Raw genomic sequence first — 23,739 nt, 5'->3', positions numbered from 1 at the left:
AATCAAGCCACCGTCTTTTCTGTAAACAGGTTCTCTTGTGCAAATCGCGTTTCATGGACAGACGGTGTCTTGCCCTGATGTCCGGTTTTTTCCGTCAGCGCAGTGCCCGGCTGTTCTGTTGCGGCGCGTCTCCCCACATAGCGCGGGATGAATGACACGACCCACACCACGATGTTGAGGAAGGCCAGAATAATATTGCGTATGACTGGCGGTGCGTAATCCGCCAAGCGCAGGTAGCCGCGAAAGCCGAGTGCCAGTACATCAACCAGACTTTCGACTGGTTTATCCTGCGGGAAGCTGTCTTGCCAGAGCGCCCAGGTATCGGCGCGGGCAAAGGTACATTGAATGAAATCAATATGCTGGCGGATGGTCAGGTTGATCATGCGCAGGCCAATCTTGTTGTCGAATGCGCGGGTGACGCTGAAAGGGAAGGCGTACTCCTGCTGGCCGCGTTTTAGCAACAGCGAGACATTGTCCCCGACCTGAAGAATGCCTGACTCGCGAGCCTCAACGCCGACGCCCCCATCAGAGTAGTCGCGCAGAACACAAGGGAAAAGATGACCATCGGCGCGGAGGATGGCAGCGGACATCGACATCTCCACCCGGTGTGCCTGACGTACCTGCTTGGCTTCGACCGCAACCGCGACGGCACCGCCTAAAATCGTCATGTTATACACGACCCAGAGCAGGCTGATGAACACCGTCATGATCTCTTCCGACGGTCCGTAAATCAGGCGCCAGATGCCATACAGCACCCCGGCAATATTCAGCAGCACGAGTACCAGATAAGGCCGCGTAATCACCCAGTCGACATGCTGTTCTTCAACCAGCCCACCCTTGGCCGTCACGTTGAATTTCCCTTTGTGCGGGTTAAACAGCGCTACGGTGGTGGGACGAGCGATATACCACGCCAGCACGGTTTCATAGATTTCACTCCAGAAAGAGTGGCGGTAGCGACCCTGAATGCGCGAGTTGGTCAGGCTGGCGTGCACCATGTGCGGCAGCACGTAGAGCGCAATGGCTAACGCGGGGGCGAAAATGATGTAAGCGTGCATCAGGAGAAACGCCAGCGGCGCTGTCAGGAAGATCAGCCGGGGAATCCCGGACAGAAAGTGCATCATGGCGTTGGCATAACACAGTCGCTGCCCTAGCTTCAGCCCTTTGCCGAATAAGGGATTATCCAACCGGAAAATTTGCACCATGCCGCGCGCCCAGCGAATACGCTGCCCGATGTGGGCTGAGAGACTTTCGGTTGCCAGTCCCGCCGCCTGCGGAATGCGGATATAGGCCGAGCTGTACCCGCGGCGATGCAGACGCAATGAGGTGTGGGCATCCTCCGTCACTGTTTCGACCGCAATGCCGTTAATCTCATCCAGCGGTTTACGCCGTAGGATGGCGCAGGAACCGCAGAAGAATGTGGCATCCCACATGTCGTTACCGTCCTGAACCAGACCGTAGAACAACGTACCTTCGTTGGGCGTGCGGCGGAAGCGTCCCAGATTGCGCTCGAACGGATCGGGCGAGAAGAAATGGTGCGGCGTTTGTAACATCGCCAGCTTTTTGTCTTTGAAAAACCAACCCATGGTTAATTGCAGAAAGGAGCGGGTAGGGACATGGTCGCAGTCGAAAATGGCGACGAACTCGCCTGTTGCCTGTTTCAGGGCGTTGTTGATGTTCCCCGCTTTGGCGTGCTCGTGCGTGACGCGGGCGATGTAATGGACGCCGACCTCCTCTGCGAAGGCTTTAAATTCGGCACGACCGCCGTCATCCAGAATATAAATGTTGATCTTGTCTTTAGGCCAATCGATACCCAGCGCCGCATACACCGTCGGTTTTACGACGCTCAACGGTTCATTGTAGGTTGGAATCATGAGATCGACGGTTGGCCACGTTTTGCTGTCTTCCGGCAGCGAAACAGGGTAGCGGTTGAGCGGCCAGATCGTCTGGAAATAGCCCAGAACCAACACGACCCAGGCATAGGTTTCCGCTGCCAGCAGCAAGAGTCCGCAGACCAAACTGACGGGATCGTCCCAGTTCAGCGTTTCGGTGTAGCGCCACCACAGATAACGGCAGGAGACTGTGAAAGAAAGCGCGATCATCATGAGCGTCGGCATGCGTCCCGGCATATTGCGCACGAGCATGGCGATGCCCCACAGCAGCGTCATGAAAATAAATTGCGACAGCAAATCAAACGGCTGCGTGATGCACAGCAGCGCCAGTGCCGCACACAGCAGGCTCAGCGTCACCGTCACCAGCGTCTGTACGCGGCTCATCCGGGGGGGGCTGATTCACTGCCTTCGCGATCGTCGGTATTCGCGTGGCTAAAGCGGGTAAACAGCTCTTGCTGCGCGTTCATATAGCGTTGCCGCCAGCGCGGTAACGCAGAGAAGTAGTTACGGCGTGATGTGGGCAACTGGCCATTTTTGATGGTCAGCAGCCAAATACCCTGCGTCAGATAGCGAAGGACATCGGCTGGACGTGGGCGCTGAGGCGAAATGTGTGGGAACCAATAGGTTCGTTGCGCTCGAATCTGTTGCCAGCCGTCAGATTCCAGCCGCAGGAAGATCCAGCCAAGTATCGCAAACAGCGTGGCGAAAAAGGCGGCAAATGCGGAGGCACCCTTCTGACGATAGCCACGGTAGCGCTGCTGTATCGCCTGTCTGGCGGGCGGAACGAGGACTACGCGCAGGATGCCACTCATACGCCGCTTTCCTTGACGTGAATCAGGCACCAGTTTGCCAGCGTCATGATCTCTTCCGCTGCCACGCTGTCTGGGCGGCATTCGCCCAGCGGCTGTTTCAGCATCAGTGATTCTGACAATGCTTCGTCACGATGTACCACTAGCGGCAGTAAGTGTGACAGCGTGTGCAGCCAGAGCTGGTGTAAATCCTGCTGAAGCGTACTGAGGGTAGAAAATTGATTGACCAGAAAATGGCACTGACGCGGTAACGCCTGTTGATGTAGACGTGAATGGCAGTTGGCATCCGCCACCACCACCTGAAAAACGGTATTTGCGGTGGCCAACGCTTGTCGTGTCAGTGGGCTATTGCCCGCCGGTACATCGATCAATACCCAGCGATGCCGGCCCGCAGCGCTGAGTTTTGTCAGATTGTTTTGCCATATCGCGGGGTGCTGTTGGTAATGCTGTTGCAGTGTTGCGACTTCCTGCGTGTTCAGGCGACCAAACGGCAGAAAATCCAATCCGGGGATATATTGCATGGCACCGGTTTGCCACGGTGCGCCGTCGGCTTCCGCCCGTGCCCAACCGCGGCGTTGCTCAAACGGCATATTAAAGTTAATGCGTAGCAAATTGTCCGGCGAGAAATCAATCACCAGCGCGGATTCGCCCAGTCGTTGAAAGGCCCATCCCAATGCTGCGGCTATCGAGGTTGTTCCCACGCCTCCACGGATTCCCTGCAAGGCAATAACGGGCATCGTCAGTCGCTCCCAGCCGGTTCTTTTAATTCATCCAGCAGCGGCCAGCGAGCCATCATTTGGCTCAGACGCGTCTGACGGGCGATATCGATATAGTTTATTTCAGGTAAAGAAAAAGCCTGACTGAGAACGCGTAAGTCGTCATCAGATCTTGCATTCTCGGTTAAATCGGTGCGTGCGCTGGTATCTATACGAGTCGATTCGTTATTCATTCCATGCCTCTGAAATAGGCTATCCGTTATTGATATAGATAAAGGGAAACATCTGAATAACAGATGTGGTGCTTCTTTTGCCCCATGACAGACGGTCTGGCAGATGAAGGCTTGCGCCTCTGCTGTTTTTAATAAAATAGTGGGCAGGCCAATTAACTATAGCAATGAATTGGTGTTTGTAATGTTGAACGCTAAAAATAGTAAAAGAGGGAATTTATTAAGGGAACGGAATAATTAAGGGTGCGACATTGTGATCCTACAAGGGGCTGCTAGAGTTTATTTTGATTGGTTAGTTGCCGCCATTAACGGAAAAGAAAATCAGTCTATGAAGCAGAACTTTTCATTAGGCATTCGTCACCTTTGGGATGAGCTGGCTACGCTCCAGCAGGCTGGATTTTATTGGGTGAATATTGATCGGCAGGTTGATTCCGCATTATTTTGCCAGCAGGTTATACATAGCCAAAATAACGACGCAAGAGTGGCGTTAATAGGCTGTGGGGAACGATCTGATGCATTTCTGACTACATTATTTAACACCGAAATAAAACAATTAACTTGCTATGCATTACCGGAAAATAAAGCCGCGTTGCTGAATTTAACCGATGATTTAATGCGAGCATTACGCCCGAAAAATCGTCTTTTAGTGCTTTATGCCCCCGCTAGCCTGTGGCGAGATATTTCGCCGGAGAGGCTACAGCGTTGGGTAGATGACACGTCGGTATGGCTACATCAGCGCCAGTGTACGCTGGTGGTTCTCAGTCATAGCAGCGGCGTAACCCGCCTGAGAAATATGCTGATCGCCCAACATCGCGGGCTTTACGGTTTGGCTAGCCTGCAATGGCAGCAGGATCGCGCGCAGTATCTGGTGTCGTGGTGGGCAACGGAAAGAGGCGTGCAGGCGAATCAGGTACAGATGTTGCAATCCGATAATGACGGATGGCAAATGCTGACGGAAGAACAACCCGGCCTCACGCCGTCTCTGAATGACGATGGGCTCTTTCTGATGGAAAGGAGCGTGCTGGAAGGCGCGCCTGCGCTGTCAGAAAACTGGCAGTTAATGGACGACAACGCCATTTTGGTACAAACCGGCATGCTGACACATGCGGCAACCCTCGTTTTCGCACTCAATCAGACTATTCAGGTGGATACGCTCGCCAAACAGGTTCATAGCCTGCGTCGGCAACGCGGCGAACTGCTGAAGATAGTGGTGCGGGAAATGAAGCCCTGCCTGCGTGCCAGCGACGAGCGCCTGTTATTGGCGTGTGGCGCAAATCTTATTGTCTCCCATTCAGAGCCGTTATCGCGTTTCCTGACGCGGATTGAAAGCGTGCAAGGGCAGCGCTTTACTAAACATGTTCCTGTCGATGTCGAGGTTCTGCTGACCACCATGCGGCCGCTGCAGATTAAGGGCTACCAGCCTCCTGAGACATTTCGGCAGTCTGTGCAGATGTTGATTGATAGTACGTTGATGCCCGAAGGCAGCAAAGGCGTGCTGGTGGCATTGCGTCCTGTGCCGGGAGTACGAGCGGCGCAGTCGTTGACGTTGTGCACGTTGAGACGCTTTGGCGATGTCGTCACGATCGCGCAGGGTCGTCTGTTTTTATTCCTGTCCAATTGTCGTCTGAATGAATTGGATATTGCGTTGAAATCTATCTTCCGTCTGCCGGTGGATGAAGTGTTCAGCAATCGGATCGTGTGGTCACAAGACTTACAGATTCTGGCGGAGATCAAATCGTTGGCGCAGGAGAACACTTCCGGGCAGGAACAGCAGATTAACGATTATGTGCAATTGCAACGGACCGAATCTGCGCCACGCAGCCAGACGCCTCGGCGTGAACCTATTGCTATAGATTTACTGGCCCGCGCACCGGGAGAACCATCATGATGAACCTGATTGATATCGTTCAACTGGTGTTATTGAGTGCGGTCATCTTCTTTACGCTCGGCTATCTAGCACACCGTGTGATTCCCCACTGGATTCAGTACTGGAAAAACAGGCTATTGTCGCCGCGTTACCTGAAGCCCGCGAGTGTCTGGATGCGTAACCCTTCTTCAACAAAGACGGTCTCAACCAAGCCGACTTCAGCAGAGACTAAAAAATAAAATGGACGAAAAAACACGTACGCAGCAACAGCAGAATATATGGCGTTACTGGCGTGGGCTCGGTGCCTGGAATTTGTATTTTTTGCTGAAATTTGCCCTGCTATGGTTTGGCTACCTGAATTTTCATCCGCTGCTTAATCTCGTGTTTCTGGCGTTTCTGCTGTTTCCTATCCCCAATGTTACGCTGCACCGCTGGCGTCATATTATTGCTATCCCGCTCGGTATCGGGCTTTTTTACCACGATACCTGGCTGCCGGGCATCAACAGCATCCTCAGTCAGGGAACGCAGGTTGTTGGCTTTAGCTCAGCCTATTTGTTGGAGCTGTTAAATCGCTTCATTAACTGGCAAATGATCGGTGCAGCGGTGGTTATTACCGTGGCCTACCTGTTTTTCGCGCAGTGGATTCGTATTACGGTGTTTACCGTGGCGGCGCTGGCGTGGCTAAACATCGTCAATCTGGCGGGTCCTGCCATATCGCTGATGCCTGCGGCATTGACGACGCCAGCACCTTCTGTTGCGGCTTCTCCGAAGGATGGCGGCGCTGCACTACCTGAGGCCACCTTACCGCCAACGAACGCGAATCTAACCGCTTACCTGAATCAGTTTTATACGCGAGAAAAGGCGCGAACCACGGTGTTCCCCGCTACGCTGCCGCAGGATGCCCAGCCTTTTGATCTTCTGATTATCAATATCTGTTCGCTGTCGTGGTCGGATCTGGAGGTGGCGCAGTTAGAAAACCACCCGCTGTGGAAGAAGTTCGATATCCTGTTCCGCCAATTTAACTCTGCCGCTGCCTACAGTGGGCCTGCGTCAATTCGCCTGCTACGGGCAAGCTGCGGTCAGCAGTCTCATACTGATTTGTACCAGCCGGTGAACGAACAGTGTTACTTGTTCAGTAATTTGGTAACGCTGGGCTTTGAAGAGCAACTGATGCTCGATCATTCCGGTATCTTTGGCAATTACCTGCGTGAGGTGCGTGAAGAGGGCAACATTCAGATCCCGATGTTGTCGCAGGAGGGGATTAGTCACCAGATTACCTCGTTCGACGGTGAGCCGATTTATAACGATCTGGAGCTGTTAAATCGCTGGCTGGGCGAGCGGGATAAAGCGACGACGACGCGTAACGCGACCTTCTTTAACCTGCTTCCGCTGCATGATGGTAACCGCTTTGTGGGAAGCAACCAGTCGGCTGACTATGCGCCACGCGCGAAGATTTTGTTTGACCAACTGGATGCCTTTTTTGACGTTCTGCAAAAATCTGGTCGTAAAGTGATGGTTATTGTCGTGCCGGAGCACGGCGCGGCACTGGCTGGGGATAAGATGCAAATGTCCGGGTTACGTGATATTCCCAGTCCGAGCATCACGCATGTTCCCGTGGGCGTGAAAATGTTTGGTCTACAGGCTCCGCATCAGGGTGACACGCTGGAGATTACATCACCGAGCAGCCATATGGCGATTTCGGAGCTAGTGGCGCGGATGGTTGACGGTAAAGTGTTCACCGCACCTTCTGTGGACTGGCAAGCACTGACGAGTGCACTGCCGCAAACGGAAGCGATCTCGGAAAATGAGAACTCTATCGTGATGCAATATCAGGGGAAACCCTATATTCGTTTGAATGGTGGAGACTGGGTGCCTTACCCGCAATAGCGTCAACCGCCATAACATCATGCTAATCGCTTAAGCATCGAGATACACAGGGCGACCACAGGGGTGAGGCATCTTGCGGGAACCTCCCCAGTGTTTCCCCTAAAAACGGGCAGTATTAGTCCGTCACAAACACGTCCTATCGAGTAGCAGCAAGGTTGCTGCCGCCCGCCTTTCTTCATCGCTTGTTATATTCGCTCAGCCCTTAAATAGCCTCGCTGGCTTATGCAGGGGATATATCCTATTCTGAGGCCGCGTTACGGCTGCCGCCAAGGGTCGTCTAGGATTAAGATGAAATCCCCAGAGCATCAGCAGAAAACAGCGTTGAGGCGACGATAAGCTGCCTTATACTATTCGCCGCGTGTAACTTGCGCGTGTCGCGGCGTGGTTTTCGCGCTGTGTATTGCCTGCCTGTTTTTATCCGGTGGGTCAGGTATTCAGATCTGCATAAAAGGTTGACGGAGAAAGCGCTTGCGGCTCAGACGTTCATTAACGATTAAACAGATGACAGCCGTGTCTGCCGTGGCACTGGTGACGATCAGCCTGTTTATCGTCATACAGCTCTTTCACTTCGTTCATCAGCGCCGTGAAGATTATGCCAAGCAACTGGAGAGCATCGCCTATTCCGTGCGTCAACCGCTGACGGATGCGGTGTTACAAGGGGAGGTTCAGCGAGCTGGCAATATTCTGGATAGCTTGCTGCCAGTTGCCTTTCTTAGTCGTGCAGATGTACTGCTGCCGGATGATTTCCAAACGCTGCACGCTAATTTCCCGGAAGAACGTCCGGTGCCGGACTGGATCGCCCGCGTTTTTAAGTTGCCGATCCGCATCTCTATTCCTCTCTATTCGCCGCCGCAGACGCAATATTCGGCACCGCTGGCACATCTGGTCTTGCAGGCGGACTCCTACCGGATGTATCAATTTATCGTCAGCACGTTTTCAACCATGTTGGCGACGTATCTGCTGCTGGCGTTGATTATGTCGATTGCCATTACCTGGTGCATTAATCGGCTGCTGATACACCCACTGCGTGGGATTATTGTCGAGTTACAGAATCTACCGCCGGATGCCATGCTTCACCGTCCGCTCACGCTGCCGCCTTGGCATCAGGATGATGAGTTGGGGGCGCTGGTGCGCAGCTATAACCGCAATCAACAACTGCTGGAGCAGTCGCTTTCTGCAGGAAATGCAGGCGCGGGGCTGCCGGATAAAGCGCATTTTATACGACGCCTCGAACAGCGTTTGGCCGATGGCATTCCGTTCAGCCTGCTGGTTTTCGGGCTTGATTCTTCAGCTAGTCAGAGCGATATGGCCACGTTGGCTAAGCAGCTTCACGCCGTGATAGCAGAACAAAATGAGGCTGGACTGATCTATTTGGCGCGCCTCGATTGTGATGAATTCGCCATCATCGGGAAGACGCTGGAATCTGCTGAACAAGCGCAGGATTGGGCGCAAAACGTGATGCTGGCGATTAACTCTCCCTTTTTACCCGCGGGCTCCCAGCCTGCTCGGGCTATCAGCGCCGGTATCCTGACAATTACCGCCCCTCGACCCGAGGAGGCGGCGCTGTTGTTGTCGCAGACGCGTTTTGCGATGCAACAGGCGCGGCATGATAAAAAATGCGGTATTCATCGTCTCACCACGTCCTCCTGAGCATTCACAGGTAACGAAAATGTTATTTTTCGTAGATGTGTTTCCTGAACGCTACTTCCCCGTATGGCGGGGGTTTGAGTGCTTTTGAACGAGGATCGCCTGCTGTAAAAACGTGCATCTGTTACAGATAAATTGCACTGATGTTTCTTTGTTATTCCTGCTGACGTGATTCAGCTCTTGTTTTTAACCTATCGTTCACAAACTAAACTTATAAAACATTCTCAGCTTGTTATTGCAATGTTATTTTTCGGCGCAATCACAGGCGGCATTTTCGTACCCTATTCCCTTCCTGTGTTTTCCCCACCATAGGACGTATGTATGAAAACATCAATTTTTAAAAGTCTTTATTTTCAGGTTCTTGCCGCCATTACGATAGGGATACTGTTGGGGCATTTTTACCCCCAGCTTGGTGAGCAAATGAAGCCGCTGGGCGATGGGTTTGTTAAATTAATTAAAATGATTATTGCGCCGGTTATCTTCTGTACAGTAGTAACCGGTATCGCAGGCATGGAAAGTATGAAGTCGGTCGGTCGTACTGGTGCTGCCGCCCTGCTGTATTTTGAAGTTGTGAGTACGATTGCGCTGATTATCGGCCTGGTCGTGGTCAATGTCGTACAACCTGGCGTAGGTATGAACATCGATCCGAGTACGCTTGATGCGTCTGCGGTGGCGGTTTATACCCAACAGGCTTCGCAACAAGGCCTGATTCCGTTTCTGATGGACGTGATTCCGGCGAGTGTGGTTGGTGCGTTTGCCAGCGGTAATATCTTGCAGGTTCTGCTGTTTGCTGTGATGTTCGGCTTTGCACTGCACCGCTTGGGGCCAAAGGGCAAAGTCATTTTTGATGTGATCGAAAGCTTCTCCAAAGTCATTTTCGGCGTCATTAACATGATCATGAAATTGGCTCCGCTGGGTGCGTTCGGTGCTATGGCCTTCACTATCGGTAAATATGGTGTCGGTACGTTGGTGCAGTTGGGGCAACTGATTCTCTGCTTCTATCTCACCTGTATTCTGTTTGTATTCCTGGTGTTGGGCAGTATTGCGAAAGCAACGGGCTTCAGTATCTTCAAATTCATCCGCTACATCCGTGAAGAATTGCTGATCGTGTTGGGCACGTCTTCTTCCGAATCCGTGCTGCCACGAATGCTGGAGAAGATGGAGAAGGTCGGTTGTAAAAAATCGGTCGTTGGTCTGGTTATTCCTACTGGCTACTCGTTCAACCTTGATGGCACCTCTATCTATCTGACAATGGCGGCGGTGTTTATCGCTCAGGCGACTAACAGCCACATGGATATCTGGCATCAAATTACGCTGCTGGTGGTGCTGCTGCTGTCCTCTAAAGGTGCAGCTGGCGTGACAGGAAGTGGGTTTATCGTGCTGGCAGCAACGCTGTCTGCGGTGGGCCACCTGCCTGTTGCTGGTCTTGCGTTGATTCTGGGTATTGACCGCTTCATGTCAGAAGCCCGTGCGCTGACCAACCTGATTGGTAACGGTGTTGCGACCATCGTGGTAGCAAAATACTGCCGCGAGCTGGATGAGAAGAAACTGGATGCTGAGCTGTCTGGTAACAATAAGAACGATAACGCGGCCACGCCGACGGCGCAGTCGTAATTCCAGCATAGCGTCTATATCCTAGATAATTCCCTGCGGTGTTCTGCTCCGTGGGGAATTTTTTTGTCTGTAAGCTTTTTATCTGTAAACACGTCGAACCAAATCGTTTTCCCCTCTTTTCCTACCGATAATGAAACGTAAAAATATTGTTAAATATGACTATTTTTACCTTTTTTGCAGATTATTTCGCCTCTTGAAGTGACATAGATAAAAGCGCGCTGTCCAATGGAATGGTACACTTCGCGTCTTCAATTTTTTCCGTGATATATCCACGAGAGTGTGCGGTGGCAGACGCAAGGCCACCATAATGATCAACTATAACCACATTATTATGTTGGATAGCTATTAGCAGGGGTTCACATGCAGGGCACCAAAAAGGCGCTTTTCGTTGGTGGTTTGTTGCTGGCCGTGGTCAGCAGCAGCGTGCAGGCTGAAACACTACAGCCCGATCCTGCCTGGCAGCAGGGTAAACTTGATAATGGTTTTACCTGGCAGTTATTAACAACGCCACAGCGCCCCGGCGATCGGGTTGAGCTGCGTCTGGTTGTTAATGCCGGATCGTTGTTGGAAAACGCCCAGCAAGTGGGCTTTGCGCATTTCCTTCCTCGTCTGGCCTTAGCGCCTGGCGATAAGCTGTCCGCAGCTCAGTTACCGTCCATGTGGATTCGGGATGCTAACGGCTCGCGCGTCCTGCCTCCGATAATTATTTCGTACGACTTCACGTCGTATAACCTGAGCTTGCCGAATAACCGCCCTGAACTGCTGAAAGAAGCGCTGACGTGGCTGGCTGAAAGTGCAGGGCAGATGACATTCGACGAAAAAAGCCTACATGCCGCGTTGAAGGTTCCCGATCAGGTTGTCACCTTTCCGGTTAACCCACAGGATCCGAGCTGGCGCTATCGCCTGAAAGGGTCGCCACTGCTGGCACACGATCCTGCTCAGGACGTCAAATTGCCGCTGAATGGCGAGCAGCTCCAGCAATTTTATAAAACCTGGTATACGCCAGATGCGATGACGCTCTACATCGTCGGTCATGTGGATAATCGCAGCGTGATCGAGCAGATCGGTAAAGTGTTCTCCCCGTTGGAAGGGAAACGCGAAGCGCCAGCACCGGTACCGACATTAAGCCCGCTGCCGCCGCAGGCGATCAGCCTGATGAATAACAACGTCCAGCAGGATACGCTGTCGCTGATGTGGGATACGCCATGGCATCCTATTCGTGAATCGCAGGCACTGGTTCGCTACTGGCTGGGCGACATGACGCGGGAAGCGATGTTCTGGCATCTACAGCAGGCGCTGGAGAAGAGCCCGCTGAAGGGTAACAATCTCCGTTTCGACTGCAATGTGTTTTATACCCGTTCTCAGTGCGCGATTCATATGGATGTTCCGGGTAGCGAGAGTGTTGAACCGGGCGTGACGTTTATGGCGCGTGAGCTGGCGACGCTGCGTGAAAAAGGGCTGACACAGCAAGAGTTTGATGCGCTGATTGCGCGCAAGACGGACGAACTGAATAAGCTGTTCGCCACCTATGCACGAACCAGCACGGACATCCTGATGGATCAGCGTTTACGATCCCAGCAAAATGGCGTCGTAGACATTGCTCCCGAGCAGTATCAGAAACTGCGCCAGACTTATCTGTCCGCATTGACGCTTGATATGCTGAATCAGGAACTGCACCAGCAGCTAGTACAGGATACGACGCTGATGCTGATCCAACAGCCCGGAGAGCCAGAAGCGAATATGAAGGCGTTACAGGAAACCTACGACCAGATTATGACGCCAACTGCCGAACCTGTTGCCAGCGCGGCGGCACCTGAAGGAACAAAACCGCAGGAAACCGCGCCCGCCGCACAGTAAATCCGTTATCAGTAATAGAAACAGCAATAGAAAAGGCCGCGATTGCGGCCTTTAACTTATTATCATGCTACGTACCGTTTACGCAGGCATTGCCTCAAGCGGGATAATCGCGCCACGGTATTGAATGACCGTGCTGGCTGTCAGGTGACCGCGTTGTGCGGCTTCCTGCGTGCTGCCGCCATTCAGGCGTACTGCCAGGTAGCCTGCGCTGAAAGAGTCGCCCGCTGCGGTGGTATCGACCACTTTCTCTTTTGACAATTTTATCGCAGGGACATCGACCAGCGCTTGCCCGCGTTCTGACACGATGCAGGAATCGGCACCGCGTTTGATGACCACTTCGTTAACGCCCAAACCGTGCGTCCGCTCGAGCACCGCTTCCAGCGGCTTCGTGCCCCACAGCATGTCTTCATCATCCAGCGTCAGGAAAGCGATATCCGTACAGGACAGGATGTCGGTGTAGGACTGCTGCGTCTCTTCTTTGCTCTGCCACAAACGTGGACGGTAGTTATTATCAAAAATCACTTTACCGCCGTTAGCGCGGCAGGCACGCAGCAGCGCGAGAAGACGCTGACGGCTTTCGGCGTTCAGAATTGCCAGGCTGATGCCGCTCAGGTAGAGATAGTCAAACTGTGCCAGCGCCTGACCGATCTTTTCTGCTTCTGGGCTGTCCAGCCAGTAGCGGGCAGCCGCGTCATTGCGCCAATAGTAGAACGTACGCTCGCCGCTATCGTCGGTTTCAATGAAGTATAAACCGGGTAATTTATTGTCCAGTCGCTGGATCAGGTCGGTTTTCACCCCTTCTTTTTGCCAGGCGGCAACCATCTCGGTACTGAAGCTATCGGTGCCGAGTGCGGTCACATAATGTACGCCCAGCTTATCGGCATTCACTTGACGCGCAATGTAAACAGCGGTGTTCAGCGTATCGCCACCAAATCCACGGTTAAGATCCGTGCCTTTCTGCGACAGTTCGATCATGCATTCGCCGATTACGGCAATGTTAGTAGTTGTCATCACTTTTGGCCTGTTTGAAAAGGTACCCTAGCACGTGAATTATTAGGGAATAAAAAGGAGGATATTAACGTCAGTCTCAACATTACGTGAGACTGAGTCAATAGTCTTGAAACGATGTTTTATTTTTTCATGACGCAGATCGGAAAACCAGTGCTTTCCCTCTGCTTTTAGCGATCGGGGGACGGTTCTTTCTCCTGCTCATTCTTGTCTGTCGAGGTGTCGCCTTTGTAGTTCGCTGTTGCGATCCAGGCGGCGCAAAAGAGCGTCAGGCGAGCGAAGAAATAGAAGAACGCCATCAGGCCAATGACCGAGCCGAATGCGGCTCCGGAAGGGGAACTGGCCAGTTTAGGCAGCGCGACAGTCATGGCGAATTTGATCGCTTCAAAACCGACGGCGGCAATCAACGTACCGCGAAAGAGCGCTTTGCGTTTGGGTTTGTGCCGCGGTAACACGAAAAATATCCACAGGAATAACAAATAGTTGGCGAAGATGGAGATTGACAGCGCAATCAGCGTTAACGCGGGGCGCAACCACTCGATGCCATCCAGTCCCAGCGCGGTCACAATCATGTTTTGCGCGGTGCCGGCAACGGAAGTCAGGAAAAGCGTGATGATTAGCGCAATAACCAAGCCGGTCAGCGACAGGAAATCCCGCGTGTACTGAAAGTAAATCTTCTCTTCATCTTTTGGATTCCGTTCCCAGACGTCGCGTGATTGGGCGCGAATGGCTTCACGCAGGTTTCCCATCCAACTGATGCCGGAATAGAGTGCGATCAGTAACCCGGTAAGCCCGACGGTGGTACGCTGCTGTACGGCGGTGTTGACGGTACTTTTTAGCGTATTGGCTAAATTAGGATCGCTGATACTGTTAACGATACGGTTTATCAGCCCCGTCAGTAGGTCGGGGTTGGAGGCCAACACGAAACCCACGGCGGCAAAAGACACCATGAGAATGGGGATCAGCGACAGAAAGGAAAAATAGGTAATGGCCGCGCCAAACTGGTTGCCCATGCGATCGTTGAAACGTTCACCCGCGCGAATCAGGTGCGCTATGCTGGGGATCGCCTGAATACGGGCGACCAGACGTTTGCTCTTGCCCAGTAGCGAATGGGATGTCTGCGGTGATTCGTCCCCTTCTGGGGTTGACGATGTTGACTGGCGATCCGGGTCTGCCGGTACAGGCATTGCTTTTCTCCTGTGTTCGGGATTATAAGTTTGATTATAACCAACAATATAAGAATGTGACTTTTCGATGTTTTTTGAACGTACGTCATACACGGACGTTAAGCGAGTGAATTTTCCATGCCAACACCTTCCCCATCCGAACCGGCGCTGAGCGGCCTGCGCCTTAACCTGCGCATCGTTTCCGTTGTGGCGTTCAATTTCGCCAGCTATCTGAATATTGGCCTGCCGTTGGCGGTGCTGCCGGGATATGTACATGATCATCTTGGCTATAGCGCATTCTGGGCTGGGCTGGTGATCAGCCTGCAATACTTCTCCACGCTATTGAGCCGCCCGCATGCGGGTCGTAGCGCCGATGAAAAAGGGCCGAAGAAGATTGTCGTCTGGGGGCTGGCTGGCGTCATGCTGAGCGGGGTGTTTTACCTGCTGGCTGCCTTTAGCGATGCGTCGCCCGCGATCACGCTGCTGCTGCTGTGTATCGGGCGTGTCGTGCTAGGTGCGGGGCAGAGCTTTGCCGGTACAGGTGCAACGCTCTGGGGCGTTGGTGTGGTGGGCTCTCGACATATCGGGCGTGTGATTTCGTGGAATGGTATTGCGACATACGGCGCGATGGCGATTGGTGCTCCGCTCGGCGTCTGGCTCAACCATATCGGTGGGCTAAAGCTGCTCTCCGTGTGCATTATTCTGATTGCAGCTGTGGCGATTATCTTCGCGCTGCCGCGTCCAGCAGTGCAGGTCGCACCCGGTAAAAAGATTCCTTTCCGCGAGGTGCTGGGTAAAGTCTGGGTTTACGGCATTATTCTGGCGATCGCCTCTGCGGGTTTTGGTGTGATCGCTACCTTTATCACGCTGTTTTATGCCGATCACAACTGGGAAGGTGCGGCGCTGACGCTGACCATTTTCAGCGGTGCTTTTGTTGGTGCGAGGCTGGTTTTCCCCAACAGCATTCAGCGGTTTGGCGGATTGCGCGTAGCAATGGCGTGCTTTGTGGTTGAGATCGTGGGTTTACTGCTGGTGTGGGGCGCGACGCAGCCGCTAATGGCGGAAGTGGGCGCATTCCTCGCGGGGGCAGGTTTCTCTCTGGTATTCCCAGCATTGGGTGTTGTTGCCGTCAAGGCCGTATCACCACAGAATCAGGGCAGTGCACTGGCAACCTATACGATATTTCTCGATCTGTCGCTAGGCGTAGTCGGGCCAGTGGCGGGCGTACTGATGGGCTATACCGGTATCGCCTCTATTTATCTGGCGGCGGCGTTGCTGGGGCTATGCGGTCTGGCGCTGACGTGGCGACTGACTCAGCGCCCTGCGGGAGGATGGAGTCATCAATAATAAAATACCTGAACATCATGCTTTCTCATTGCCTATTACGTGCCGCCGCTCTTTACTCACGGTGGTTTCAAATTTGCTGGTATTAGCCGGGCTGGCGATGTACTCACAACCCGATCACATTACTTCACCGGTTGCTGGTCCGCTTTAGGCTGTTTGGCGCGGTAGGCATCCATGATCGGTGCCCAGTCCATTCCCAATGGGATGGGGTGCTGCTTAAACAGTTCGCCGTATTCTTTGTCGAAATCTTGGATCGTTACGGTGTATTGGCTTACGCCGATTGGGAATTTTTTATCATACCAATTGTCCGTCACTTCCTCGGCGATGCCACGGGCAAGTAACAAATCTGGACTGACGCCAAGTAAATCCCCCTGCAATAGCACTTCATAATAACCGCCGGGAGCCAGCCCAAAATAGATCCAGTTGCGTTGGTCAATACGCTTGCCAATCTGATAGCGCTGCTGCATTTGCTGGGCTAAATTTGCTGGTAAATTGACCTTGATACGGTAGCGTTTGCGATCGTAGAGGGACACCATCTCTATTACTGCCCGATCGGGAACGGCCATTCCCTCTACAGGCAAACCACCACCGCCGGCCCAATAGTAACGCTTCTCCGTAATCCGTTTTACACTGGCACCGGGTCCTACTCCACCCCCTGGGTAGCCGCCAATAAATGCTCCGCCACGATAAAATTCAACGTTGGTGGTCCACGTTTCATCGATATTGCTGCCAGTGCCATATCGCCATGAAAAAGCCGATTTTGTGGGGGCCGTCGCACAGGCAGTCAATGAAAAACAAAGCCCCAGCAACACAATACATTGTTTAAACATCATACCTCCTGATTGCCTATCACATGCCGCCGTTCCTTGCTCACGGTGGTTTCCTGTTTACTGATATTCGCCGGGCTGGCGATACCCTGATTGCTGGCGCTGCGGTGCACATAATCGCGGCGCAGTGCCCGATAAACCTCCGCAGAGAGCTGCTGGCTCAGATTTTTCACCACCCCCGGTTCGTTGGCCGCGAATGCCCACATCTCATCTAATTTAGTTAGATTGATCGCTGGCAGTTTGACTGCGCCAGATTCAAGCCTATGCGCACTGATTGTTTTATCCCACACCTTAAACGGCACTCCAGCAGCTCGACCCGCTTCCACCATCATATGTAGCGGAATACGCGAATACTCTCCCTCCACCACGCGGCTCATCACCACCTCCACATACACGGCCTTTTTCGGCCACAAATCATCCTTGCCACGCCGTCGGATAAACGAATAGGGGATCAAACTGATCGCCCCCACGGGTGGTGTGGCAGCGTGCAGCAAATGCGGGTGAAGGCGTCCGACCCAGCCCTGCGCAATTTTTTCCTCGGCATAGGCGCGGGCCTGACGATAGGCGCGGCTTTCTGTATCCGGCGTGGAGGCTGCGTCTTCACTCATAAAGCGTTCCAGTTCGAGGCACTCAGTCAGCGCCGGATCGCTGTTCGGATTAGACAGGCTCCAGCGGCTGTAATAGCCGCCGCCAAGATCCGAATGCGCGCCCGGCAGCGCCAGCTCGGTAAAGTGTGGCGGAATGCTGGTGCCTATCACTGTAGGAGTGATGCGCGTTAAGGGGAAGTGTTTTCGCACCTCATCCAGCGCCGTCAGATGTAGCACTCGTTCGGCACAATCATCCTGCAAGCGGATATTGAGACTGGGGTGGTACGATGAAGCGACCGTGTCAAAAATCCCGACAAACGTGATACGCACATCGTCCCTATTGGCCCAGTCAAACCCAGCCTTAAGACGGATAGTGGGCGTATTGGCGATCGCCTGCACCAACGGGTGATCGGCTTTCTGGTCGATGACATTGACAAAATGGCGTGCCGCCGCCGCCCCGCGGCTAAAGCCAAACACATCGAATACAATGCGATGAATGCAGTCGATGTTAGGTAATGCCTCCCTTAAATCACGTTTGACCGCAGCGACAATTTCCTGCTCACAGGCCTGATTCACCTTGCCAACGATTGAGGTATTCTCACCACCAAAATCGAGGTCCAGCCCTTTTGTCAGCATATTGTCCGATCGGTATTCCAGCCCCTCTTTCCCTGCGACGGGATTGAGCGTCCCAATTCCGCTGATATAAGCATGAGCACTTAACGTTTCGCCACCGACTTTAAATTGCTCATAGAGTTTCCAGATATTGGTTTTATCATTCGCGGCACTATCCCCAACCGGGAGCCGCCCCATCTGGCAGCCACGCAGCTCTTTCTCCCGCTGCGCCGGATCGGAGCAGGTTTCAGCCAGCCATTGCTCCACTTGTTTAAGACCAGACTCGGCATTATAGGTGTTATTCCCCGTGCCATCGAAGAATACACCGATGCGCAATACGTTGAGCTGGTAGCCTTTTACCTCGATAACGTAGGAATGTTTGGTAAAGAAACGCACGTTACCGGCTTTCCCTTCCTGATGCGCCTCTGGCAACGGTTGCTCAGGTGCGGTCAGGCACAGGTCGCCGGTAGTTGCCTTAATATGTTCACGTGGGGTTTCATCGTTCCCAGCCTTTTCTGCTACATAGGCAGGGACGGCACTCTGCCCGTCCTTCAATACTTCACGCGATTGCGCCGCCTTAAGCCAAGGAAGCGTCTCTAGCTTGACGGCTATCGGGCCAACGGCAAAACCGTGTACTAACACCGGCCCTTCTTTGAGAGTAACCGTTTCGGATTTGCCGGTATCGTCGGTCAGTGTCGCTTTCAGCCCCTTGAACGAACGATTATTTTCATCACGAACCTCAATCTCTATCCAATTATCGTAGTGTTCACAGGGGATACAGTAGGGATCTGCTGCCATTAATCTACTCCTATACTCAGGTTTAGGTCTGAGTCTGCTCACACCACAATCCATGTTGGCTAAAACGCCGTGCTGATAAAAATGTAGAAAACATCGGTTGGTCAGGGGTTAGACGTTAACCGTAATGTGTTCATGCCAAGCGGTTGGTGCGGCATAGAGCTGGGAGGGTAGGCAGAATGATGAAAACGTTCCATGTGGCATCCTTGACGAAATTTCTTGTGAGAAAGAAAGTACGTGTAAAGGATAGCAAGGTGAGCTGAGAACCAATGGCGCAACGAAAGGGCTAAAAGTAAGCAAACCAATTGATTATCAACATAATTATTTTAATTAATTCAATGTGCTATCTAACCATGTAGATATCTCAGAAGGCTAATTCCGTATTTTCTCACATGGCTGATCTAATTTGACATCATTGTGATAGCTGCCAGCAGCACAAATCCCCAGTGGGCTGGGGATTTGTGTATTAAGGGACGGCTTAAAAGGGAAGGGGATCGCCGATTATTTTAGCTTCAGCGTGTGGATGATGCCTTCCGCTTCGCTCTGTGCCTGTTGCTGATTGCTGGCTGGCAGGGTGATCTGCAAGGTCAGCAGTTGGTTTTCCACTTTGCCCAACACCACCGAGGAATAAGCTTGCTGTCCGCTGCTGGTGATAATGCTGTCGAGCTGTTGCAGCTTCTTGCCATCAACGTCGATGGTTTTGTTGGTGACGACCTGAAGGTTGGCGTCACGTGTGCGCTGCTGATCTTCCAGACGCTGTGCCAGCACGGTCAGCTCTTCTGTGGTGTTGTCGCCCAGAATCACGATGACCGCTTTCTGCCCGTTGTCATTGGCGTAAACGTGCATGTTGTTTGCCTGCGTACCCACTTTACCGCTTTGGTCACGCATATCGGCTGGTAGAGTAAACGCAACCTTTCCATCCATTAATTCAATGTTCTGGCTCGCGGTAGCTTCTGCTGCAGGTTTATCTTGTGCGCCCGCTTTTGCGGCGTCATCCGTTTTGCCATCACAGGCGGCAAGCAGGCCGACAAGCAAGCCGACACCGAGGTATTTGATTACATTCGACATAGGTTCCCTTTCTCTCGTTTTTTAACAGGTAATAACAGTATGGCACCCTATTCAGATAGCAAAAACAAGCATTTTGTTGTTGCAAGCCGTTGTTGGAGCCCGCATTTTTTTACAAAACGATGAGTGTATGCCCTAAATAATTCGATAAGCATTAATTGTGGCTGCTGGCGGAGTGATAGTCGGCAGTGCCTTTCTGTTCGCTCAGACGTTTGAGCACCATGTTCAGCATGACCCCGTACATCGGCAGGAAGAAGGCCAGGCTGATCAGCAACTTGAATGCATAATCCACCATCGCAATTTCAACCCAGTTTGCTGCCATGAAAGCATCGGTGCTGCGGTAAAACGCGATGAAGAAAAAGGCCAGCGTATCGCTAAAATTACCAAACACGATTGAAACGGCGGGTGCCACCCACCACGCGCGTTTCTGACGCAGCCGGTTGAAGACGTGAACATCCAGAATCTGGCCAAGAACATACGCCATGAAGCTGGCGCAGGCGATACGCGCCACGACGATATTCACCTGGCTTAAGGCCCCGAACGACTGCCATGCGCCCTGATAAAACAGTGACGAAACCAGATAGGAAATCACCAGCGCAGGTACCATCACGGTCAGGATGATACGACGCGCCAGCGGCGCACCGAAAACTCGGACTGTCAGGTCAGTTGCCAGAAAAATAAACGGAAAGGTAAACGCGCCCCAGGTGGTATGAAAACCGAAAATCAATACTGGGAGCTGAACCAGATAATTACTCGACGTAATGATCAGCACATGGAACAACGATAGCCAGAGCAGCGCCGTAAGCCGCTGCTGGGGAGTAAAACGATACATAATGTGACCTTTTTGGTTATTGGGGTTAGGGAACCCAAGGGATAACGTGCAGATTTATGCTGCAACGCGGCGGCATAATACGCAATTGTTTCGCCAATGCAATGTGTTTTGCCGAGAAAGGATGGTTGTTTTATACGCAAACGTTGTCGTCGCTTGCGTAGGGGAATCCTCCGCGTAAACTAAGGCAGTTTTTTGATTCCAGCACTGAGAACGTTGATGACCGATCCCTTTACCAACCCAGATAAAACCCTTGATGCCCAGGGACTGCGCTGCCCTGAGCCTGTGATGATGGTGCGTAAGACAGTACGCCAGATGGAAACCGGGCAAACGCTGCTGATTATTGCCGACGATCCGGCCACTACTCGCGATATTCCCGGTTTTTGCGTGTATATGGAGCATGAGCTTCTGGCGCAAGAGACTGAACAGGTTCCCTATCGGTATCTGCTGCGCAAGGGTCGCTGATACTCAGTGCGTTATTAGGAGAAACACGGGGATGAGGTTCCCGTAGGAAGGCCTCGCCCCGTGGTCGCTCCGTGTATCTCGATCCAACAGCCAGCAACGGTAATATTAGTCCTGTTTTCTCAGCAGCCGCAGCGCGTTGGCAGTGACTAATGCCGTTGCGCCGGAATCCGCCAGCACCGCCAGCCACAGTCCGGTAATGCCAAGAATACTGGTGACCAGAAATACGGCTTTCAGCCCCAGCGCGATGGTAATGTTCTGACGAATATTACGCTGCGTCGCCCGCGACAGGCTGATCATGGCCGCCAGCCCGGTCAGGCGGCTGTGCGTTAATGCCGCATCGGCGGTTTCCAGCGCCACATCCGTACCGCTTCCCATCGCAATCCCGATTGTTGCGGCTTTCATCGCTGGCGCGTCGTTGATACCGTCGCCCACCATCGCCACGGGGTGCTGCTTACTCAATTCGCTGACTGCCGCGACCTTATCGGCAGGGAGCAGGCTGGCTCGGTAATCGATCCCCAATGTTGCTGCGATGGCCGCTGCTGCGCGGGGATTATCTCCCGTGAGCATGACGCACCGAATCCCTAACTGCTGCAAGGCATCCAGCGCTTCACGCGCATCGTGGCGTAGCGTATCGCTCAGTGCCAACAAGCCTAGCAGAGTGTCGTCTTCTTGCACTACCACGACGGTTTTCCCTTCGTTTTCCAGCGCATCAATTTGTTGCAGCCAGTCGGCGTCAAGCAAACCGGGCGCGACGCGAGTCGGTGCGCTAACCTGAATCCGCTTGCCGCCTATCGTGCCTTCAACGCCGACACCCGCCAGCGCTTTGCGGTTTTCCGCCATCGGGAGGAATGTGCTGCTGGATAACGCATGTTGGATGATGGCCTTGGCGAGCGGATGGTGCGAACCCGACTCTACTGCGGCGGTACGTGTCAGCAGCGCTGTTTCGCTAATGCCCGCTACGGGTAACACGTTCGTCACCTGCGGCTTGCCTTCCGTCAGCGTACCCGTCTTATCAAACGCAATAGTCTTGATATTGCCCAGCGATTCCAGCGCTGCACCGCCTTTAATCAGCGCACCCCGACGCGTTGCCGCAGCCAGCCCTGAGGTAATCGCCGCAGGCGTTGAGATTACCAGCGCACACGGACAGCCGATTAACAGCAGCGTCAGACCGCGATAAACCCACTCTTGCCACGGCTGTGCCAGCAGCAACGGCGGCACCAGAATCACCAGCAGCGACAGCAGCATGATAGCTGGTGTGTAGTAGCGGCTGAACTTATCGAGGAAGCGTTCTATTGGGGCGCGGCGCTCTTCTGCATCTTCTATCAGTTGCAGAATGCGGTCGATGGCGCTGTTACCCGGCTGTGAAACCACTCGCAGCTGCACGACCCGATCGACACACAGGCTGCCAGCGGCAATTTTTTCACCGGGTGTGCGCTCAACGGGAACTGATTCGCCGGTCAGGGCGCTTTCATCAAAGCTGGCGTCGCTGTTCAATAGCTCCGCATCGGCAGGGAGTCGTCCGCCAGGGGCGACTTCAATAACATCGCCGGGAACCAGACTTGCAACGGGAACGAGGCGTCGCAGCCCGTTGCCGATAACCGTAGCATCTTCAGGAAGCAGCGCCATCAGTGCCGTTACGCCCCGTCGTGCGCGATTTGCCGCGTAAGATTCAAGGTGTTCGCCCAACATAAACAGCAGCAAAATGACCGTGGCTTCCGTGGTGGCGCCAATCAGGAGCGCCCCGATGGAAGCCACGCTCATCAGCGTTTCAATCGCGAAGGGCGTACCCGTACGAATGAGCTGCACTGTTTTTTTCAGGATTGGAATCAGCCCGACAATGGTGGTCGCGATAAATGCGATCTGCCCGCCGCGCTCGCTTAAGAGGGAAAGTCCCCAGCTTGCAGCAGCCAGCAAAGTGAAAAGTATTAAGAAACCATATTCATGCACGAAACGACGTACGGTAGAGGTGTCGGGTGGTGCGATGGGGAGTGCGGTGTCCTGCAAGGTGAAGCCAGCTTGCTGAACGGCATGTTGAACCTGAGGGCGAATATCGGAGTAGGCGTCAACAACCAGTTTTTCGGTGGCGAACAGCACTTTGGCCTGTTCAATTTCGGTGATATTTTTTACTGCATTTTCGATTTTACGTGCGCAGCTGGGACAATCCATCCCGCTGATTTTCCAGCTGAAACGCTGGTGAGATCGGGGCCTGTCGCTGTCTCCGCCGTCGGGGTCGTCTGAATCAGCGCTACCGCCGCTGTCTGACGAATGTTGCTCTGTACCACACGCGGTCTGAACGGCGGCATCGGATGTGTGCTTGGTTGAACAGCAGCTGTGGTCTGCGTGGTTCGAATGCTGCGTGTGCTCGTTGCAGCAGCTTTTTGCGCTGTGCGCGGTACTGCGTGGCGCGTTGTGAACGCCGTTATTGCAGCATGCTGATTTCTCAGTGCTGTGGTGCTGATGAGAGTGCATATCTTCCTCCTGTGTTATTAGTGATTGCCATTCTCATCAGAAACTTTACACCGCCG

At 53.2% G+C, this 23,739-nt stretch carries 17 protein-coding genes and 1 pseudogene; 8 read left to right on the top strand and 10 right to left on the bottom strand.

Features of this window, described 5'->3' with window-relative positions:
• Window positions 1-2 precede the first annotated feature (2 nt).
• The 3 genes and pseudogenes from bcsA to bcsR form a co-directional block, all read right to left on the bottom strand.
• Window positions 3-2,701, bottom strand: a pseudogene (bcsA, locus tag GZ59_RS21465) (UDP-forming cellulose synthase catalytic subunit).
• A complete protein-coding gene (bcsQ, locus tag GZ59_RS21460; RefSeq protein ID WP_011095832.1) occupies window positions 2,698-3,435 on the bottom strand; it encodes a cellulose biosynthesis protein BcsQ in 738 nt (245 codons plus the stop codon). Before bcsQ ends, bcsA begins: the two are co-directional and overlap by 4 nt.
• A gap of 2 nt (window positions 3,436-3,437) precedes the next feature.
• Window positions 3,438-3,647 carry a cellulose biosynthesis protein BcsR gene (bcsR, locus tag GZ59_RS21455; protein WP_011095831.1) on the bottom strand — a complete coding sequence of 70 codons (210 nt, stop codon included), beginning with the start codon at window positions 3,645-3,647 and terminating at the stop codon, window positions 3,438-3,440.
• A gap of 325 nt (window positions 3,648-3,972) precedes the next feature.
• On the opposite strand from bcsR, the gene bcsE reads away from it, so the two are divergent.
• The 6 genes from bcsE (at window position 3,973) to GZ59_RS21425 (ending at window position 12,516) form a co-directional block, all read left to right on the top strand.
• On the top strand, window positions 3,973-5,532 hold the full coding sequence (bcsE, locus tag GZ59_RS21450) for a cellulose biosynthesis protein BcsE (protein ID WP_039295343.1): 1,560 nt from the start codon (window positions 3,973-3,975) through the stop codon (window positions 5,530-5,532).
• Window positions 5,532-5,750 (top strand): cellulose biosynthesis protein BcsF, encoded by a 219-nt coding sequence (bcsF, locus tag GZ59_RS21445; protein ID WP_080641353.1) that lies wholly within the window; start codon window positions 5,532-5,534, stop codon window positions 5,748-5,750. The genes bcsE and bcsF overlap by 1 nt, the downstream gene beginning before the upstream one ends.
• Before the next feature lies 1 nt (window position 5,751).
• Window positions 5,752-7,398 carry a cellulose biosynthesis protein BcsG gene (gene bcsG / locus GZ59_RS21440; protein WP_039294352.1) on the top strand — a complete coding sequence of 549 codons (1,647 nt, stop codon included), beginning with the start codon at window positions 5,752-5,754 and terminating at the stop codon, window positions 7,396-7,398.
• A 501-nt stretch (window positions 7,399-7,899) separates the two neighbouring features.
• The gene (locus GZ59_RS21435) at window positions 7,900-9,048 is read left to right on the top strand and encodes a diguanylate cyclase domain-containing protein (protein WP_039294349.1); all 1,149 of its coding nucleotides are present in this window, start codon (window positions 7,900-7,902) and stop codon (window positions 9,046-9,048) included.
• 318 nt (window positions 9,049-9,366) lie between these two features.
• A complete protein-coding gene (locus tag GZ59_RS21430) occupies window positions 9,367-10,659 on the top strand; it encodes a dicarboxylate/amino acid:cation symporter (RefSeq protein ID WP_011095825.1) in 1,293 nt (430 codons plus the stop codon).
• Window positions 10,660-11,019: 360 nt separating this feature from the next.
• Window positions 11,020-12,516, top strand: a complete 1,497-nt coding sequence (locus GZ59_RS21425; RefSeq protein ID WP_039294347.1) for a M16 family metallopeptidase — start codon at window positions 11,020-11,022, stop codon at window positions 12,514-12,516.
• A gap of 78 nt (window positions 12,517-12,594) precedes the next feature.
• On the opposite strand, the gene kdgK is transcribed toward GZ59_RS21425, so the two are convergent.
• Together kdgK and yhjD are read right to left on the bottom strand one after the other, a co-directional pair.
• The gene (gene kdgK, locus GZ59_RS21420) at window positions 12,595-13,527 is read right to left on the bottom strand and encodes a 2-dehydro-3-deoxygluconokinase (RefSeq protein WP_039294345.1); all 933 of its coding nucleotides are present in this window, start codon (window positions 13,525-13,527) and stop codon (window positions 12,595-12,597) included.
• A gap of 167 nt (window positions 13,528-13,694) precedes the next feature.
• Complete coding sequence (gene yhjD / locus GZ59_RS21415; protein WP_011095822.1) at window positions 13,695-14,711, bottom strand: inner membrane protein YhjD; 1,017 nt, start codon at window positions 14,709-14,711, stop codon at window positions 13,695-13,697.
• 117 nt (window positions 14,712-14,828) lie between these two features.
• Between yhjD and GZ59_RS21410 the strand changes: the two genes are divergently transcribed.
• Complete coding sequence (locus tag GZ59_RS21410; protein WP_011095821.1) at window positions 14,829-16,037, top strand: MFS transporter; 1,209 nt, start codon at window positions 14,829-14,831, stop codon at window positions 16,035-16,037.
• A gap of 119 nt (window positions 16,038-16,156) precedes the next feature.
• Here GZ59_RS21410 and GZ59_RS21405 read toward each other — a convergent pair whose 3' ends face one another.
• The 4 genes from GZ59_RS21405 to GZ59_RS21390 form a co-directional block, all read right to left on the bottom strand.
• Entirely contained in the window at window positions 16,157-16,864 is a 708-nt protein-coding gene (locus GZ59_RS21405; RefSeq protein WP_011095820.1) for a DUF2931 family protein, read from the bottom strand.
• A complete protein-coding gene (locus tag GZ59_RS21400) occupies window positions 16,864-18,858 on the bottom strand; it encodes a T6SS phospholipase effector Tle1-like catalytic domain-containing protein (protein ID WP_039294343.1) in 1,995 nt (664 codons plus the stop codon). Before GZ59_RS21400 ends, GZ59_RS21405 begins: the two co-directional genes overlap by 1 nt.
• Before the next feature lie 498 nt (window positions 18,859-19,356).
• Window positions 19,357-19,923 carry a DcrB family lipoprotein gene (locus GZ59_RS21395; protein WP_011095818.1) on the bottom strand — a complete coding sequence of 189 codons (567 nt, stop codon included), beginning with the start codon at window positions 19,921-19,923 and terminating at the stop codon, window positions 19,357-19,359.
• 151 nt (window positions 19,924-20,074) lie between these two features.
• On the bottom strand, window positions 20,075-20,752 hold the full coding sequence (locus GZ59_RS21390; RefSeq protein ID WP_011095817.1) for a 7-cyano-7-deazaguanine/7-aminomethyl-7-deazaguanine transporter: 678 nt from the start codon (window positions 20,750-20,752) through the stop codon (window positions 20,075-20,077).
• A 216-nt stretch (window positions 20,753-20,968) separates the two neighbouring features.
• Here GZ59_RS21390 and tusA point away from each other — a divergent pair, with 216 nt between their 5' ends.
• The gene (gene tusA / locus GZ59_RS21385) at window positions 20,969-21,214 is read left to right on the top strand and encodes a sulfurtransferase TusA (protein ID WP_039294339.1); all 246 of its coding nucleotides are present in this window, start codon (window positions 20,969-20,971) and stop codon (window positions 21,212-21,214) included.
• A gap of 105 nt (window positions 21,215-21,319) precedes the next feature.
• Here tusA and GZ59_RS21380 read toward each other — a convergent pair whose 3' ends face one another.
• Window positions 21,320-23,683 carry a zinc/cadmium/mercury/lead-transporting ATPase gene (locus tag GZ59_RS21380; protein WP_039294336.1) on the bottom strand — a complete coding sequence of 788 codons (2,364 nt, stop codon included), beginning with the start codon at window positions 23,681-23,683 and terminating at the stop codon, window positions 21,320-21,322.
• Window positions 23,684-23,739: the final 56 nt, after the last annotated feature.

It is taken from the genome of Pectobacterium atrosepticum (genome assembly GCF_000740965.1).
Taxonomy (GTDB): Bacteria; Pseudomonadota; Gammaproteobacteria; order Enterobacterales; family Enterobacteriaceae; genus Pectobacterium; species Pectobacterium atrosepticum.
The sequence above is the reverse complement of the archived record's forward strand: the minus strand, read 5'-3'. Positions and strand labels throughout refer to the sequence as shown.